Below are 15,547 nucleotides of genomic sequence, written 5' to 3' on the forward strand. Positions count from 1 at the left end.
GCCTCGCCTGACGTCGCGGCGTCGCGTCATCGTTCCGAGCGGACCGCCGCGTCCCCAGACTCGCCTTTCCGCGATGCCGCAAGCTCGCTAGGTTGCACCGGTGCGCACGGCTCTCCAGGCCGCTGTCGGTCTCCTCCTCGCGCTGCTCGCCGGCCGCATGGGCGCGTCGCTCCTGTCGACGGTCCAGCCGATCGAGCCCGACGCTCCGGCGCCGCGGTCGCCGGCCGCTCCCTCCGGCGCGAGCGCCGCGCCGGCGCTGGCAGCTCCGGCGCCCGCGCCTCCGCCGGACGCCGAGCTCGCGGCCCACGCCGATCCGATCGCGAGCTACACGCTGCGCGCGAGCCTCGATCCGGCGCAGCACACGATGCACGGCGAGGGCACGCTGGTCTGGCGGAACGCGTCGCGCGAGCCGCAGCGCGAGCTGTTCGTCCACCTCTACCTGAACGCCTTCAAGGACCCGCGCACCGTGTTCCTCCGCTCGTCCGTAGACGGCTTTCGCGGTAGCGAAATGCTGTATGATTACGGTCATATCCAGGTGACCCGCTTCGCGGTTCGCGAGATGGAAGGCGCGGACGTCTGGCCCCGCGGGAAGCCCACGACGCCCGGCGATCCCGACGACGAGACCGACATCCGGGTGGAGCTGCCGCGGGCCGTAGCGCCGGGCGAGGCGATCACGATCGATCTCGCGTGGGACGCGGACCTCCCGTCGCTCGCGCTCAGGACGGGTCACCACGGGAGCTTCCACATGGTGGGGCAGTGGTTCCCGAAGATCGCGCGCCTCGAGCCCGACGGGCGCTGGGCGCACTTCCCTTACCACCGGCTCTCGGAGTTCTACGCCGACTTCGGGGCGTACGACGTGACGGTCGACGTCCCGGAGCGCTTCGCGGTCGGGGCGACCGGCCGGCTCGCGGAGGAGCGGCGGGCCGACGGGCGAGCGATCCGCCGGTTCGTGCAGGAGGACGTGCACGACTTCGCCTTCGCCGCGTGGGACCGCTTCCGCGAGCTGCGCGCCACGACCGGCGACGGCGTCGCGATCCGGTGCCTCTTCCCCGAAGGGAGCGAGCGCGAGGCGGCGCTGGAGATCGACCTGGTCCGGTTCGGCCTCGAGCGCTTCGGCGCGGCGTTCGGCCGCTACCCGTACGGCACGCTCACGATCGTGCACCCGCCGGAGGGCGCCGAGGAGGCGGGCGGCATGGAGTACCCGACGCTCATCACGACCGGCGGCGGCTGGCTCTGGCCCGCCGTGGGCGTGCGCTACGTCGAGGCGGTCACGGTGCACGAGCTCGCGCACCAGTGGTTCTACGGCCTCGTCGCGACGAACGAGCACCGCTACCCGTTCCTCGACGAGGGCCTCACCACCTACGCGGAAGCGGACGCGCTGCGCGCGCGCTACGGCGACGGCTCATGGGCGCGCCTGCTCGGGCTCGAGATCGACCTCCGCGCGCAGTACCGCGCCGACGCGCTCAGGTCGGGCCACAACGGCGCCGTCGCCCAGCCGGCCGCGGGCTTCGTCGACGGAAAGGACTACCTCGGGCTCGTGTACGGGAGGCCCGCGGTGCTCCTCGCGACCCTCGCCGGCGTGTACGGCGAGGACCTCGTGCGGCGAGCCGTCGGCCGCTACGCGCGCGAGAACCGGTTCCGGCACCCCGGCCCCGAGGCGCTTCTTGACGCTGTGCGTCATAGTGTGGGCGACGAGGCGGCCGAGGCGCTCCGAGCCGGGTTCTTCGAGCGCGCGTGGGTCGACTACACCGTCGAGGCGTTCGACGCATGGCCCGCGGACGGCGCGGCGCCTGCGCCGGGCGAGGCCGGGATCGAGGCGGCGGGCTACCGCGGCCGCGCCGTCGTGCGGCGCCGCGGCTCGCTCGTGCTCCCCGTCGACGTCGCGCTGCACGGCGAGGACGGGAGCGTGCAGCGGGCGCGGTGGGATGCGCGCGAGAGCACCGCCGCGATCCCTTACGCCGGCGCCTCTCCGCTCGTCGCGGTGGTGATCGACCCCGACCACCGGGTGCTGCTCGACGAGGACCTCGCGAACAACGCGCGCCGATCGCGCCCCGACCTCCTCGCGCCCGGCGTGCTCTCGCGCGCGAGCTTCGCCGTGGGGCTCGCGCTCACGCTCCTCGGGCCATGAGCGCGCCGTCGGAGCGGGGCGCGAGCGATCCGGGCTCGCAGGGGGCCGCGGTGGCCGGGCCAGGGCGCGCGGGGCGCCCCGCCGCGCACGAGCGGCCAGCCGCGGTCGCGCTGTACTTCGGCTACCGGGCGCTCGCCTCGCTCGTGGTCGCGGCGCCGCTGTCCGTCTTCGTGGCCCAGGTCGTCGGCGAGTACCCGCGCGGCGACGCGATCCTCTTCGATCCCGGCGGCCTGATGCTCAGCGAGCTCGCGCGTCTCTCGGCGCACGCCGCCGCTGCCCTCGCCACGCAGCTCGGCCTGGGCACCCTGCTGGCCGCCGCGCTCGGGCTGCTCCCGCTCGCGGTGCTCCTCGCCGCGCTGAGCCGGAAGGGACCGCTCTCCGCGCAGGACCTGGGAGGCCGCGCGGCGCGCGCCCTGGGCCCGCTCGCGCTGCTCTGGGGCCTCGCGCTCGCGGCGCAGGTCGCCGCTGCGGCGCTCGTCCTGCTCCCCGGGACGAAGCTCTGCGCGGAGCTCCCGATCCTGCCGCGCGGCCGCGACCTTGCGGCGATCGCCGTCGCCGTTGTCGCGCTGGTGCCGGTCGCGGCCATCGCCCTGCTCCATGATCTCGCGCGGGTCGCCGTGGTCGGCGAGCAGCGGGGCTTCTACACCGCCGTCTCCAGAGGGCTCGACGCGCTGCGTGTCGCTCCGCTCGCGGCCGTCTGGGCCTGTGCGTCCCGGGGCGCCCTCGCGGTCGTCGCGCTCGCCGGCGGGGCGTGGGTCATGCACCTCGCCGGGGTCAGCACCGGCCCGCGCGTCGCGGCCGCGCTCGCCGCGCAGCTCGCGGCGTTCGCCGCCGCGGCCTACCTGCGCGCCTCGTGGCTCGCGGCCGCCTTCCGCCTGCTCGATCGCTCCGCGCCCTGAAGAATTCCTTGACATTCAGCTACATCGGCGTATCGTAGCCCGCCCGTGACCGACGCTTCCGGCGTAAGCGCGGGGCCCGCAGCAAGCCCAGGTAGCTCAGTTGGTAGAGCAGAGGATTGAAAATCCTCGTGTGGGCGGTTCGATTCCGTCCCTGGGCACTACCGTTCTCTTGCCTAGACCGGCGAGCAAGCGCCGCCGTACCGTCCTCACACGCCAGCGTGAGCAGCCGTTCCGTACGGCGCAGCCGCTTGTCGTGGGTTCGCAGGGTTGCGGGCAACTCCTCCTCTCGCCAGCTGGCCTCGGCAGCTCGCTGCGGGGGAGCGCGCAGCGGTCTGTTCAGGAGTACTTTCGCGGGTTTGGCCACATCGGGTGACAGTGGAACTTGGTTCCGGTGCGGTAGCGATCCTGATAAGGTGACGGGGGGATCACTCGTTGCAACCTGAACACTCCGGAGGCGCCCCAGGGAACGGCGCCTCCTCATGGAGGCTCCCTCATGGCCGATCGTCGTGTCGACTCCTCGCGAAAGAGCTCTCCGGAAACGGCCTCCGCTTCCGACTCGGCGCCGCGGAGCCGGCCGTCCGCGCCAAGTAGCCAGCCCAGCGAGACCGCTCGAAAGAAGAAGATCCTCGTCGTCGACGACTCGCTGACTTCGCTGCTGTCACAGCAGCTGACGCTCGGCGTGGACGACTACGACATCGTCATCGCGCGCAACGGCAAGGAGGCCATCGCGAAGGCGATTTCGGAGCGCCCCGATCTCATCCTGATGGACGTCGTCATGCCGGCGATGGACGGCTTCCAGGCCTGCAGGTGGCTCCGCGCGTTCGATGCGACGAAGACCGTGCCGATCATCATGATGACGACGAGGAGCGATCAGACGAGCATCAAGATCGGCTTCGCGAACGGGTGTACCGACTATCTCATCAAGCCTTTCGACAGCAATACGCTGCTCACGAAGGTCCGCACCCACCTAGGCGAATGAGCGATCTCGCCCTCTCGGCGCGCGCGGGGCGCCAGAGGCCGGGATCCGGGAGCCGAGCCTCCACGCACACAGGCGCCCGGCGCCCGTCACGCGGTCAACCCTCAGTTAAGATTGAAGGCGGCCCAGAACTTGAGCCCGGTCGCCAGATCGGCGCAGCCGCTCAGGTTGTCGACCTGTTCGCGGCACCCGTCGACGTCGACCGCGCCGCTGCGGCACGCGAACTCGTCATCCACGCAGGAGAGGGCCTCGTCGAACTGCTCCTCACAGCCCTGCGAAGCCGCCTCACGCTCGGCGTCTTCGAGGTTGTCCACGCAGTCTTCTTCGTCGTCCGGGCTGCAGTCTCCGGTGCAATCGCACCTGTCCTCGCACAGACCCGAGATGGAGGGCCCGCAGCCCGGAAGCATGGCGAGCGCGAGGACGACCGTGAACGAGCAAGCGAGCTTCAACGTTGTACCTCCGACCTGGTCGCGCGTCGCGCGAGCTATGATGTTGTGGCCTGTCTATCGCGTCCGCGGAGGGGGTACAAGCAGTGTTGGCCACGGGCCCCTTCTCACGCAGGTATTTCCGGAGCCGCCCTCCCTCGCTTCGTTCTGTTCGACTCCCGCGCGGTTTCGTTCAGTTCCGTTCAGTTCCGTTCAGTTCCTCGCGGCACCATCGGCCTGCGCTGGCCAGAGCCGGCGGAAGCCGACGCCGAGCAGGGTGCCGTCGTCGCGCCGCACCAGGCCGCCGAAGCGGCACTTCTCCACCAGCGTGCCTTCGGCGAGATCGCCGCCGTCTTGAAGCCGGATGCGCTGGCCCTCGCTCAGGGCCGCGAAGACGCGCGCGTCGGCCGCGATGGCGAGGAGCGACTCCGGCGCAGCCACGCGCAACGGCGCGAGGTCGGCAGGTCGCGCTCGGTGAACCACGCCCCGGCGGGGCACAGCGCTCGCGAGGCCCAGGCCTCGCGCTTCGTCCGGGGTGGACGATGCCGCTGTGGTGTCAATCCACACATCGACGGTGGCGCCACCCCGGTACAGGACCACGCCGGGGAGCGCCTTGCCCGCGGCGGTGGTCAGCAGGACCAGCTCGCCCACGCCGGGCTCGGTCGACGCGCGCCCGCCGAGGCGCTCACGCACCGCGTCCACCGTGGGCGTGGCCGACGCAGGCCCCGTCGCGCGGTCGGCGCGGGCCAGGTGGAGCACGGGGAGCGAAAGCTTGCGCGTCATCGGCCCCGACCATTCTACGCGAACCGACGCGCCCTCGCTCGGGCGCGGCCCTGGAATCCGCGCCTGAAGCCGCCTGCGTGTCTCCAATCAGGCCGACGCTCGCGGCCCCCGGTCACAGGCCGATGGCGCCGCGGTACATCCACCCCGTCTTGCCGCGGTGGTCGATCTTGTACCAATCGTTCTGCCGGCCAACGAGCTTGACCCGAGTGCCACGCACCAGCCGCATCACCACATCGCCCTCCTTGGGCGCGCCGCGGACGAGCGCAGTATCCCAGCTCACCGTGGCCAGGCCGCTCACGGCGGTCTCGCTCGTGGTCGTGCCGGCGGCCTGCTCCTGTTCGCCGCCGCCGGCCTCTGCCTTGGCGGCGTCGGCCTGCGCGCCGGGGGGATAGAAGGTGGCAGTGTAAACCAGGGAGTACCGGCGGTACTTGTACGGGACTTCCTCGAGGGACACGTTCGAGAAAGCCCGCGCTGCGCACTGGAGAATGCCGCTGACCGTCGCGGCCGGCAGGCTCGTCTTCTTCCCCTTGACGACCTGGACCTCCTTCTTCTCGAAGTTGAGCTCGAAGCCGATCGGGAGCTTGCCGTCCACGCCGAGCGCCGCCGGACACTGGGCGAGCTCCTTCAGCCGGGGCAGGGCGATCGGATCGAACTGGAGCTGTCCGCAGTCCTCGACCTTCTTGTTCTTCTTGTCGGAGCAGCGCGTGATCCTGCCGGGGCCGACCACGACCTGCTGCTGGTTCTTCGCGGCGGCCTCGGGAGGCTTGCCCTCGGGCTCCGCAGTCCCGGGCGCCGCCGCCGCGGGGGGAGGGGACGCCGGCGCCGCCGTGGCCTCGGCCGTCGCCTTGACGTCGGAAGGCACGGTCGGGCCGACGCGGACGCCGGCGAGCTTGGGCCACGCGACGCCGACGACAAACCCCACCAGCGCGATCACCCCGACCCGCGACCAGACCGGCTGCTCATCGCCGGGACGGGGGATGTCGACCGTCAGCGGGCGCTGCCTCTTCGCCATGTCCGCCTTCGCCATGTCCAGCACGTCGCCTAGCACAGGTGAGCCATCAGAACGAAATAGTCCGTTCGATCGGGCCGCGGACCGCTCAGTCACCCGCGATGCCCGCCGCCTCGAGGAGCGGTCGCACCCGGGACTGCGCGATGGCGTAGACCGCGCGCACGCCGTCGCGCCGGGCGTAGGCGACGTTCGTGCCGCGGAAGGCGTCGCCCGCGCCGATCGCGATCGTGAACGACCCCACCGGCGCCCGCGGCGGGACCGCGTCGCTGTCCTCCGCCGGGGCGGCCTGCGGTCGGGAAAGCTCGACGGTGACCCGGAGGCGCGGCGGGCTGAGGCCATGGCGCCGCTCCGGCTCGCCCAGCGCGACGGCGCCCTCGGCCCGAAGATCGGCCAGCGCGTCCCGGACGCTCGCGGCCAGCGCGGCGGCGCTCGCCCGATCGGCCGCTCCCGCGATCGTGAAGCCCTCCGGCGAGCGCTCGATCACGACCGGCTTCGCGCCCCGAGGGGCCAGCGTCACCCGCGCGATCTCGTCAGGCGGGACGAGGAAGACATCGCGGCGGAGCAGCAGGCGACCGGCCGCGGCCTCCAGCGCCGGCGGCGCGACGAACACCGCAGCGCCGTCCCCGGCGCGCGCGAAGGAGCCCGCGCCGGCGCGCGCGCCGAGCGCCACCCGGGCCGCGCGCGTCGCCGCGCCGGTGCCTCCACCGCCGGGCGCCGGCGCGGGGTCGAGCTCGGCCTCGACCACGAGCCGGGGCGCGCCGAGCCCGTGGCTCTGGCCAGCATCCTCGGCGAACCAGCGCTCGGCCTGGAGGCCGGCGAGCCGCTCGGCGAGCTCGTCCGCCAGCCCGCTGTCGGCCGCGAGGCCCTCGCCGGTCGGCTCGACGAGCCGCCAGGCGCCCTCGCCCGTCCGGCGGAGCCGCTGGACCAGGCCGAGATGCTCGATCCGCAGCGCGCTGACCCGATCGGGGGTGAAATCGAACACCTTCATGGAGCGCAGCGACGCCTCGGATGGGAGGAGCGCGCCGGCGGCCAGGGCCGGGATCTCGGCGATCGCGCCGTCCTCGAGGCGCCGGACGTGCACCACGCCGGCCTGCTCGGCGCCGATCTCGAGCGTCTCGATCCGCTCCTGCGGCTCGCCCTCGGCGACCGCGCCCGGCGGCGTCGAGACGACGCGGAGGGTGGCCCGAGGCGAGGCGAGGCCGAGCGCCGCGAGATCGCTCGCCGCGGGCAGGAGGCGCGTGGCGCGGACGTCGAGGAGCGCCTGGACCAGGGCGCGGCCCGTCTCCGTCGGGACAGGCCGGTCCTGCGGGGCCCGCAGGTGCCACTCGCTGCCGGCGCGCGCGAGCTCCAGCGAACGCTCGCCGGCGGCGAGCTTCACCTCGGCGACCTCGTCGAGCGGCGCGGCGACGAGCGCGAGATCGACGAAGCGCGACGCCTCCTCGGTGAGCGGATCGAGCACGCTCGCGGGCACGCAGGCGGCCGCGCGCGCGGGCTCGCGCCGCACCGCGACGACGTGATCGGGCCGGCCCGGGCAGGCGCCGCCCACGTCGATCACGCCGCGCTTCGCCGTGGGATCGCTCGGCTCCAGCGTCAGCGTGACCCGGGGGCCGCCGGAGGACGCGGCCTGCCGCGCTTCCTCCTCGGAGAGGAACGCGTCGGCCTGCATGCGGCCGAGCGCCGAGAGCACGAGATCGAGCGCCGGCGCGCTGACCCGGACGCCGCTGCCCTCGGGCGAGCCCTCCGCGAAGCGGAAGCCGGCCCCGCGGCCGCCGCCCCAGGGGGCGCGCGAGAACCGCCGCGATCCGCCGTCGCCGTCGAGCGTGAGGCCCGAGAGCTCCGCGGCGACGTAGGGGACGAAGCTCCGCGAGCGGAAGCGATCCGGCGCCACGTCGAGGGCCGAGGCGAGCTGCTTCGTGATGACGAAGATGCCTCGGCCCGCGACCTCGGCGTAGACCGCGCCGGGCGGCGTCGGGGCGCCGCCGCCGAGCAGCAGGCGCTCGCGGCGCGGGCCCATCGCGAGCGCGATCGAGAGCCTGGGCGAGGCCAGGCCGAGAGCGGCCGGGTCGCTCGCCTCCGCGGAGACGCGCCGCTCCGCGGTCGCGAACTCCAGCGTGCCGAGGAGCTGGTCGACCGTGGGCTCGTCGGCCGGGGTGCGCTGCCCGTCGATCTCGACGTTCCAGGGGCGCTGGCCGGCGTCGTCGACCTCGCCGCGGGTGAGCCGCGCGGTCCGCGGCGCGCCGGGCGAGGCCATCGTCACGGTGAGCTCGGTGATCTCGTCGGGCCGCCACGCCTCGATCAGGTGCTTCTTGCGGCGCTCGGCCTCGCCGGTGGACACCGAGCCCCGGTCGAGGACGAGCAGCGCGACGGCCGCCGCGGCCGCGAGCGCGACCAGGAGCAGCGTCGTCGCGTGCCGGCGCAGCGGCCGCATCACGGCGATCCTTCGCGCTCGGCCTCGGCCGCCGCGCCGCGTCCGGCCGGCGCGCCGGGGCCCCCCTTGTCACCGGGGCGGCGCTCGGAGCCGCGCCGCGCCAGGTACACGGCGAGGCCGAGGAGGGCCGCGGCGAGCGGCATGTACACGATGACGTAGCGGAAGATCCCGGCGAGCGAGTCCTCGCTGATCCGCAGGCCCGCCGTGAACGCCGGCTTGTCCGGGATGTCGAGCATGGGCGGGCTCGCCGCGAGCCAGGACAGCGCGCTCTCGACGAGCACGGCCGTCCCGCGGAGCTCGGGGCTCTGCCAGTTCGCGCCGTAGAGCACGCCGGGCGAGCCGACCACCACGACGCGCGGCCCGTGCGCGGCGCTGGACCCCGCGGGTTTCGGCAGCTCCGAGGCGCAGGCGATCGTGAGCGGACCCGGGTGATCGCCGTCGCGCGGCTTCGGCTCGGACGGATCTCGCGCCCATCCGAAGAAATCGACCATGCCGAAGGCCTGGTCGCTCGTCACGAGCAGGGGCGCCGGGACCACCGGCCCGCTCGCCGTGGGCGCGAGCGAGCTCGCCACCGTGAGCACCGGGCCGAGCCCGAGATCGGCCGCCTTGATGAGCCCTTCGGTGATCGGGTGCGGCCTGACGATCGGCGCGAAGGTCTCGCCGAAGCCCTGCGTCGACCGGAGCTTCGGGTCGAGCTCGAACACGAAGTCCGAGCGGAGCTCGACCCCCGCCACGGCGAGCAGGCCCGAGAGACCGAGGTCGACATACCGCTGATCGCGCTCGTCCGGCACGGGCCCGAGCGCGATCAGCGCGCTGCCGCCCTTCTCGATGAACGCGCGGTAGCGGGCCACCTCGCTGGCCGGCACCGGCCGGCTCGGCCCGGCGAGGACGAGCACCCTGCAGCGGTCGAGATCGACCTCCGGCGCGGGCTCCGCCGGCGCGGCGAACGCCTCCTCCTCGTCGTCGTGGCCGTCGGCGCCGCGGCCGCCGCCGAGCTCCACGACCTCGTAGTTGTTCTTGTTGAGCCGGTCCTTGAGCGCCGCGAGCCCGCCGGCGCCGCCGGCCTGGATCGACTTCTCCCCGTGCCCGGCCGCGAAGCAGATCAGCGGCCGCTCGCTGCGCAGGACGCTCCGGAGCGCGCCGGTGAGCGCCTGCTCGAGCCGCGGGCGCGATCGCAGGTCGTCCTCGTCCTCGACCTCGACCAGGTCGCTCGCCGTCAGGAAATGGGGCCGATCGCCGCGCGCGACGATGATCGCCGCGTCCGTGACGATGCGACCGTCGTCCGTCTTGCCCGCGACGACGCCGTAGCGCTGCTGCACCGCCAGGAACTCCGCCGGGCGCCGGTCGGGGTCGGTCACCTGGACCTCGATCCGCGGGCTCTCGGCCCGGTACGCGTCGAGCAGGTGCCGCACCGAGAGCGTCAGGGGGTCGCCCTCCGAGAGCAGGACGTAGACGCGGATCGGCTCCTCGATCGAGCGCAGCGTCGAGACGGTCGCGTCGCTCAGCGTGTACAGGCCGCCCTGCGTCCAGTCCCAGCGCCTGTAGTGGCGGGCGACGAGCAGGTTGACCAGCACCGCGAGCACCATCGCCGCGATGATCCCGACGCTCGTCGAGAGCTTCTCGCCGAGCGAGGTGCCCGGCCGCGGAGCCCCGGCTTGCGCGGGCCGCTCTCCGGACATCAGCCCCACCTCCACGCGTCCACCGCGCGCACGGTCACGAACAGCGGCAGCGCGACCACCGTCCCGTCGAACACGAGGCGGCGCAGATCGACGATCCCGCGGGAGAAATCGTTCATCTGCGTCCACACCGAGACGTAGGCGCAGAGGTCGTGGGCCGGGCCGTCCGGGAAGATGAACTCGCCGATGCCGAGGATGAACATGCCCATCACCGCCATCGTGCTGAGCACCGCGGCCATGAGCTGGCTCTTCGTGAGCGCGCTGGTCATCGTCCCGATCGCGAGGTAGCCGGCGCCGACCGCGAAGACGGCGAGGTAGCTCGCCCCCACGACCCGCCAGTCGAGCTCGCCGGTCCTGCCGATGAGGACGACGTAGAGCAGCGTCGGCGCCCACATCGCGACGTACGTCACGAGGGCCGCGGCGTACTTCGCCAGCACCACGCCAGCGGAGCCGACCGGCGCCGTGAGGAGCGCCTCGATGGTGCCGCTCCTGCGCTCCTCCGCGAAGAGCCGCATCGTGAGCAGCGGGCAGACGAAGAGCAGCGGCAGGTAGATCAGGATCGTCTGGCCGAAGAAGACCTGCACCGGGCCCGTGTCGGCGGAGAGCTCCACCTCGCCGGCGAACTGCGTCGCGATCAGGAAGAAATGCACGCCCTGCACCAGCAGGAACGTGGTGATCAGCACCCACGCGAGCGGCGTCACGAAGAGCGAGAAGAGCTCCCGCTTGAAGATCGGCCAGAAGCCCCTCACCGCCGCTCCTTCACCGCGCCGCCTTCGCCCCGCCGGGCCGCGCTGCCCTTCTTCTTCCGGTCCCCGGTTGCCGGCCGAGGCGCCTCGGCGCCCTCCGCCCCGGGCTCGGCCGGCTCTCCGGCGCCGCCCCGCGCGCCGGCGTCGTCGGCCGCGGTCAGCTCGGAGAAGACCTGCTCCAGCGAAGGGGCCCAGGGGACGAGCTCGCGCACCCCGAGGCCCGCTGCGACCAGCGCGGCGACGAGGCGCTCGGCGGCCTCGCCCGCGTCGGCGCCGGCGTCGAACTCGACCGTGAGCCGCGCCGCTCCGCCGGCGTCCTCCGCCTCGGCCGAGCGGACCTGCGCCGCGCCGCGCGCCACCGCGAGCGCCGCGTCCGCCGCCCCGCGCACGACGACGCGCGCGCCGGACGACCGGCGCATCGCGCGGATCTCGTCGATCGAGCCCTCCGCCACGAGCCGCCCGCGGGCGATCACGAGCGCCCGCGTGCACGTGGCCTCGACCTCGGAGAGGATGTGCGTCGAGAGGAGCACCGTGCGGCCCGGGCCGAGCCGGCGCACGAGCGCGCGCACCTCGCGGATCTGGTTCGGATCGAGGCCCGCCGTCGGCTCGTCCAGGATGAGCAGCGGCGGGTCGCCGACGAGCGCGTCCGCGAGGCCGACCCGCTGGCGGTAGCCCTTCGAGAGATGGCCGATCAGCACGCTCGCGACGTCCTCGACGCGCGCGTCGCGGAGGGCGCGCGCGACGGCCTCGCCGCGCGCGCGCCGCGGCACGAGCTTCAGCTCGGCGCGGAACGCGAGGTACTCCGAGACGCGCATCTCCGGGTAGAGCGGCGAGGTCTCGGGCATGTACCCGAGCGAGGCCCGCGCGCGCATCGGCTCCTCCGCGATGTCGTGGCCGGCGATCCGCACCCGGCCGGACGTCGCGCCGAGGAACCCCGCGAGGATGCGGAGGGTCGTGCTCTTGCCCGCGCCGTTCGGCCCGAGGAACCCGACGATCTCCCCCTGGCTCACCTGGAACGAGAGGTCGCTCACCGCCTGGTGGGGGCCGTAGGACTTGGAGAGGTGCTCGACCTCGATCATCGTGGCATCGGGCGCAGGGGGTCAGGGCCGCCGGCGCGGTGCGCGCGGGCAGGCCGGTCGATCGCGCGGAACGCTTAGCGCACCGGGCGGGGCAGGGGAAGCGCGCGCCGGTCTGGCGGGGTGGTCTGGCGACGAGCGGCGCCGGCGAGTAGCCAGAGCCGCGCGTCTCTGGTAACCCTGCGCCGTCGCGCCCGGCGGCCCGGGCGCTCACGCCACGGGCCCCTCTGCAAGGCGACGCACCCGGTGCGCCGAGCGCCGCGGCCCCCTCACACCCACCGCTGCACGATGGATCAGACGCTCCTCCGGTCGTATTTCTCGACCATCTACGAGTTCCCCTCCCCGGCGGGGACGCTGCGCGTCTCGCTGGACGGCGAGATCGTCCAGGATCAGGCCGGGCTCCCCGAGCTCCTGACCCGCAAGTTCGCGGTGCTCACCGCCTACAACCCGCGCTCGATGCTCATCCCCCGCCGGGTCAACGATCAGCGCCACCACGTCCTCCGCGATCTCCTGATCCTCGGCTGTTACCGGGTGGAGCCGTGCGTCGGCTCCGAGGCGGAGCCGGAGGGCATCTGGCGCGAGCCGGCGTGGCTCGTCCACGGCATGGACCGGGACGAGGCGATCGCCTTCGGCCGCGTCTTCCGGCAGAACACGATCGTGTTCGCGCAAGGCGGCCGGCCGGAGCTCATCATCACCGATCCGACAGCCGACGACATCGGCCGAACTTTCCAGGGGAACTGGCGGGTGCGGTCCTGACCCACGCGGCGGCCGTGGACGCCGAGCGCCGATTCCATGTTGAAACGTACCCGCAAAATGTGGGTTCATGCCTTGGCGTTTAGGGATGGGCGGACCGGCCTCGCTCACCACATGAGGAGACACAGCAGAATGCGCACCCAGGTCACCCTCGCAGCGCTCGTCGCAGCGCTCGGGCTCGTCGCCGGCGCTGGCGGCTGCGGCCAGAACAAGGTCTCGGAGTGCAACGCGCTCATCGAGGTCATCAACAAGGGCGTTCAGAGCATCGAGAAAGGCACCAAGGCCGGCACCGACCAGGGCGGGTCGAGCGAGCTGAAGGCGATGGCCGACGCGATGGACAAGGTGGCGGCCGACGCGGCGCAGGTGAAGCTGACCACCCCGGAGCTGCAGAAGTTCTCGGGCGAGTACCAGGCCATGGCGAAGGACGTGGCCAAGGCGGCGCGCGATCTCGCGACCGCGGCGGACGCCAACGACGCGGAGAAGAGCAACGCCGCCCAGGCGTCGATCGAGAAGGCGATCAAGCAGGAAGATCCCCTCGTCGACAACATCAACAAGTTCTGTCAGGCGCCCTGACGGGGCGCGCCCCCGGAGCGCTCGCCCTCCGATCGCCGCGGGCTCGGCCCGCCCCGCCCGCAGCGCGGCCTTACAGCGGTTTCCGCCCACATGCCGAACAGAGAGACGGTCTCCCGCACAGGAGACGGGCCCAGATCGGCGTTTTCGGCGCGGAAGCGCACTCCGGTGCGCTGAGCACCGAAAACGTCGAGGTGGGCCCGTATCCGAAGCGGGTGACCGTCGCTCTAGGGGACGAAGCGATAGCCGACGCCGCGCACCGTCAGCAGGTGGCGCGGCGTCGTCGCGTTCTCTTCCAGCTTGTTGCGGAGCTGGAGGATGAAATTGTCGATGGTGCGCGGCGTCCCGTGGTGCGTCGGGCCCCAGACCTTGGCCTGGATCTGCTCCCTCGACAGGACCCTGCCGCCCGCCTCGGCGAGGCAGAGCAGCACGTCGAACTCGGTCGCCGTGAGCTCGATCAGCGCGTCGCCGCGGCGGACCTCGCGCGTCGCCGCGTTGATCACGATGTCGCCGGCGCGCAGCTGCGCCCCGTCGGCGCGCGCGATCGCGTCGCGCCGGAGCACGGCCTTCACGCGCGCGAGCAGCTCGGCCAGGCTGAACGGCTTCGTGATGTAGTCCTCGGCGCCGAGCTCGAGGCCCATGACCTTGTCCATCTCGGCGCCGCGCGCGGACAGCATGATCGCCGGCAGCGTGCGCCGCTCGTTCCGGAGCATGCGGAGCAGCTCGAAGCCGTTCAGCCGGGGGAGCATGACGTCGATGATGATGAGATCGATCCCGCCGCCGCGGGCGAGCGCGAGCCCGAGCTCGCCGTCCTCGGCCACGACGACGCGGTAGCCCTCGGCGGCCAGGTTCATCTCGAGACCCATCGCGATGCTGGGGTCGTCCTCGACGAGCAGGACGGTCCGCGCCGGTGTCTGAGGGGTTCGGGTCATCCTGGGGAGGTCCTCTAGCATGTCCATGTCCTGACCGGCGGCGGCCGCGCTACGGCGGCGCGCTCGCGTCGGCGCCGTGATCCGACGCGTCTTTGTGCGCCGCGGCGATCGCCGGCGCGGCGCGCGCGGCGTGCGCGACGTCCGCAGCGCGTCGCTCGGCGGCGCTCGCCTTGGGCGGGCTCCGGAGCGGGAGCACGAGGGTGAACGTGCTGCCCTTCCCGGGCTCGCTGTCGACGAGGATCTTGCCGCTGTGCGCCCGGATGACATGCTTGACGATCGACAGCCCGAGCCCCGAGCCCTCCTGCTGCCGGGCCAGGAGATCGTCGACCCGGTAGAACTTCTCGAAGATCCGCTTGTGCTCCGCGCGGGCGATGCCCTTGCCGTTGTCGCGGACCGTGAGCAGCGCCGACCGGTTGAGGACGTGGGCGGAGACGCTGATCTTCCTCGGCTGGCCGCCGTACTTGTAGGCGTTCGAGAGGAGGTTCACGATCGCGTCGACGAGCGCGCTGCGATCGCAGAGCACGGGCGGGAGGTTCGCGTCGATGGAGACGTCGAGGTCGACGCTCCGCTTCTCGCGCGTCGGCTCGAAGGCGTGGATCGCCTCGTCGGCGATCTCCCCGAGGTGGTGCTCCGAGAGCTCGTAGACGCGCCGGCCGCTCTCCATCCGCCCCCAGTCGAGCAGCCGATCGATGAGCTGCTGGAGGCGGGCGCTCTCCTTGGTGAGCGCCTCGATGCAGCGATCCTCGCTGATCGTGTCGCCGCGCCGGAGCGTGAGGGTCTCGGTGAACATCCGGATCGACGTGAGCGGGGTGCGCAGCTCGTGCGAGACCTTGGACACGAAATCGGCCTGGAGCTCGGACAGGTTGCGCTCGCGCCGGAGGAAGACCCACACGAGGATGACCCCGGTCGCGAGCGTCCCGCAGAACGTGAGGACGATGATCCCCATGATGAGGTTGTACTGGGCCTCGCCGAGGACGAGCAGGAGGAAGCCGACGCCCGACAGGAGCACGCCGGGGATGATGACCAGGTAGACGAGGAGCTGGATGATCCGCCGGTAGCCGAGCGTGGTGAGGTCGCGCCTCGGGGTCCGCATGCCGGCAGCTTAGTGGGGCCCCGCGCCGCCGGCGAGCGCCCGCGAGCGCCCGC

General features: G+C 73.0%; 14 protein-coding genes and 1 tRNA gene. 6 read left to right on the top strand and 9 right to left on the bottom strand.

The window, feature by feature from the left end; translation table 11 throughout:
- The first annotated feature begins 100 nt into the window (after positions 1-100).
- From WMF27_RS12020 to WMF27_RS12035, 4 genes are all read left to right on the top strand, one after another.
- Positions 101-2,128 (top strand): M1 family metallopeptidase, encoded by a 2,028-nt coding sequence (locus tag WMF27_RS12020; RefSeq protein ID WP_437768723.1) that lies wholly within the window; start codon positions 101-103, stop codon positions 2,126-2,128.
- Entirely contained in the window at positions 2,125-3,027 is a 903-nt protein-coding gene (locus tag WMF27_RS12025; protein WP_437768722.1) for a hypothetical protein, read from the top strand. The genes WMF27_RS12020 and WMF27_RS12025 overlap by 4 nt, the downstream gene beginning before the upstream one ends.
- A gap of 85 nt (positions 3,028-3,112) precedes the next feature.
- Positions 3,113-3,185 (top strand) — tRNA-Phe (locus tag WMF27_RS12030).
- 335 nt (positions 3,186-3,520) lie between these two features.
- Positions 3,521-4,006, top strand: a complete 486-nt coding sequence (locus tag WMF27_RS12035; protein WP_437299468.1) for a response regulator — start codon at positions 3,521-3,523, stop codon at positions 4,004-4,006.
- A gap of 101 nt (positions 4,007-4,107) precedes the next feature.
- Here the strand turns inward: WMF27_RS12035 and WMF27_RS12040 are convergent, their stop codons facing one another.
- The 7 genes from WMF27_RS12040 to WMF27_RS12070 all read right to left on the bottom strand — a co-directional run bounded on the left by WMF27_RS12040 (position 4,108) and on the right by WMF27_RS12070 (position 12,149).
- Positions 4,108-4,452, bottom strand: coding sequence for a hypothetical protein (locus WMF27_RS12040; protein ID WP_437768721.1), 345 nt, complete (start codon positions 4,450-4,452; stop codon positions 4,108-4,110).
- A gap of 189 nt (positions 4,453-4,641) precedes the next feature.
- Positions 4,642-5,211: a hypothetical protein gene (locus WMF27_RS12045; RefSeq protein WP_437768720.1), complete on the bottom strand. Its 570-nt coding sequence runs from the start codon at positions 5,209-5,211 to the stop codon at positions 4,642-4,644.
- A 112-nt stretch (positions 5,212-5,323) separates the two neighbouring features.
- Entirely contained in the window at positions 5,324-6,238 is a 915-nt protein-coding gene (locus tag WMF27_RS12050; RefSeq protein WP_437768719.1) for an SH3 domain-containing protein, read from the bottom strand.
- Positions 6,239-6,308: 70 nt separating this feature from the next.
- Complete coding sequence (locus WMF27_RS12055; RefSeq protein ID WP_437769862.1) at positions 6,309-8,648, bottom strand: DUF4340 domain-containing protein; 2,340 nt, start codon at positions 8,646-8,648, stop codon at positions 6,309-6,311.
- Positions 8,648-10,327 (bottom strand): GldG family protein, encoded by a 1,680-nt coding sequence (locus WMF27_RS12060; protein ID WP_437768718.1) that lies wholly within the window; start codon positions 10,325-10,327, stop codon positions 8,648-8,650. The genes WMF27_RS12055 and WMF27_RS12060 overlap by 1 nt, the downstream gene beginning before the upstream one ends.
- Complete coding sequence (locus tag WMF27_RS12065; protein WP_437768717.1) at positions 10,327-11,073, bottom strand: ABC transporter permease; 747 nt, start codon at positions 11,071-11,073, stop codon at positions 10,327-10,329. Before WMF27_RS12065 ends, WMF27_RS12060 begins: the two co-directional genes overlap by 1 nt.
- Positions 11,070-12,149: an ABC transporter ATP-binding protein gene (locus WMF27_RS12070; protein ID WP_437768716.1), complete on the bottom strand. Its 1,080-nt coding sequence runs from the start codon at positions 12,147-12,149 to the stop codon at positions 11,070-11,072. Before WMF27_RS12070 ends, WMF27_RS12065 begins: the two co-directional genes overlap by 4 nt.
- A gap of 285 nt (positions 12,150-12,434) precedes the next feature.
- Here WMF27_RS12070 and WMF27_RS12075 point away from each other — a divergent pair, with 285 nt between their 5' ends.
- Positions 12,435-12,902 (top strand): DUF3293 domain-containing protein, encoded by a 468-nt coding sequence (locus tag WMF27_RS12075; protein ID WP_437768715.1) that lies wholly within the window; start codon positions 12,435-12,437, stop codon positions 12,900-12,902.
- Positions 12,903-13,031: 129 nt separating this feature from the next.
- Positions 13,032-13,472, top strand: a complete 441-nt coding sequence (locus WMF27_RS12080; protein ID WP_437299476.1) for a hypothetical protein — start codon at positions 13,032-13,034, stop codon at positions 13,470-13,472.
- Between the two features lie 224 nt (positions 13,473-13,696).
- On the opposite strand, the gene WMF27_RS12085 is transcribed toward WMF27_RS12080, so the two are convergent.
- Together WMF27_RS12085 and WMF27_RS12090 are read right to left on the bottom strand one after the other, a co-directional pair.
- Positions 13,697-14,401 carry a response regulator transcription factor gene (locus WMF27_RS12085; protein ID WP_437768714.1) on the bottom strand — a complete coding sequence of 235 codons (705 nt, stop codon included), beginning with the start codon at positions 14,399-14,401 and terminating at the stop codon, positions 13,697-13,699.
- 49 nt (positions 14,402-14,450) lie between these two features.
- Positions 14,451-15,494 (bottom strand): sensor histidine kinase, encoded by a 1,044-nt coding sequence (locus WMF27_RS12090; RefSeq protein ID WP_437768713.1) that lies wholly within the window; start codon positions 15,492-15,494, stop codon positions 14,451-14,453.
- Between the last annotated feature and the right edge of the window lie 53 nt (positions 15,495-15,547).

The sequence above is a fragment of the Sorangium sp. So ce281 genome (genome assembly GCF_051527395.1).
In the GTDB taxonomy this organism is placed as follows: Bacteria; Myxococcota_A; Polyangia; order Polyangiales; family Polyangiaceae; genus Sorangium; species Sorangium cellulosum_B.

What these genes read in the sequence shown, in the direction of transcription:
- WMF27_RS12025 (WP_437768722.1), top strand. Translation starts at nt 2,125, where the DNA reads ATGAGCGCGCCGTCGGAGCGGGGCGCGAGCGATCCGGGCTCGCAGGGG.
- WMF27_RS12035 (WP_437299468.1), top strand. Translation starts at nt 3,521, where the DNA reads ATGGCCGATCGTCGTGTCGACTCCTCGCGAAAGAGCTCTCCGGAAACG.
- WMF27_RS12045 (WP_437768720.1), bottom strand. Translation starts at nt 5,211, where the DNA reads ATGACGCGCAAGCTTTCGCTCCCCGTGCTCCACCTGGCCCGCGCCGAC.
- WMF27_RS12050 (WP_437768719.1), bottom strand. Translation starts at nt 6,238, where the DNA reads ATGGCGAAGGCGGACATGGCGAAGAGGCAGCGCCCGCTGACGGTCGAC.
- WMF27_RS12055 (WP_437769862.1), bottom strand. Translation starts at nt 8,648, where the DNA reads ATGCGGCCGCTGCGCCGGCACGCGACGACGCTGCTCCTGGTCGCGCTC.
- WMF27_RS12060 (WP_437768718.1), bottom strand. Translation starts at nt 10,327, where the DNA reads ATGTCCGGAGAGCGGCCCGCGCAAGCCGGGGCTCCGCGGCCGGGCACC.
- WMF27_RS12070 (WP_437768716.1), bottom strand. Translation starts at nt 12,149, where the DNA reads ATGATCGAGGTCGAGCACCTCTCCAAGTCCTACGGCCCCCACCAGGCG.
- WMF27_RS12075 (WP_437768715.1), top strand. Translation starts at nt 12,435, where the DNA reads ATGGATCAGACGCTCCTCCGGTCGTATTTCTCGACCATCTACGAGTTC.
- WMF27_RS12080 (WP_437299476.1), top strand. Translation starts at nt 13,032, where the DNA reads ATGCGCACCCAGGTCACCCTCGCAGCGCTCGTCGCAGCGCTCGGGCTC.
- WMF27_RS12085 (WP_437768714.1), bottom strand. Translation starts at nt 14,401, where the DNA reads ATGACCCGAACCCCTCAGACACCGGCGCGGACCGTCCTGCTCGTCGAG.
- WMF27_RS12090 (WP_437768713.1), bottom strand. Translation starts at nt 15,494, where the DNA reads ATGCGGACCCCGAGGCGCGACCTCACCACGCTCGGCTACCGGCGGATC.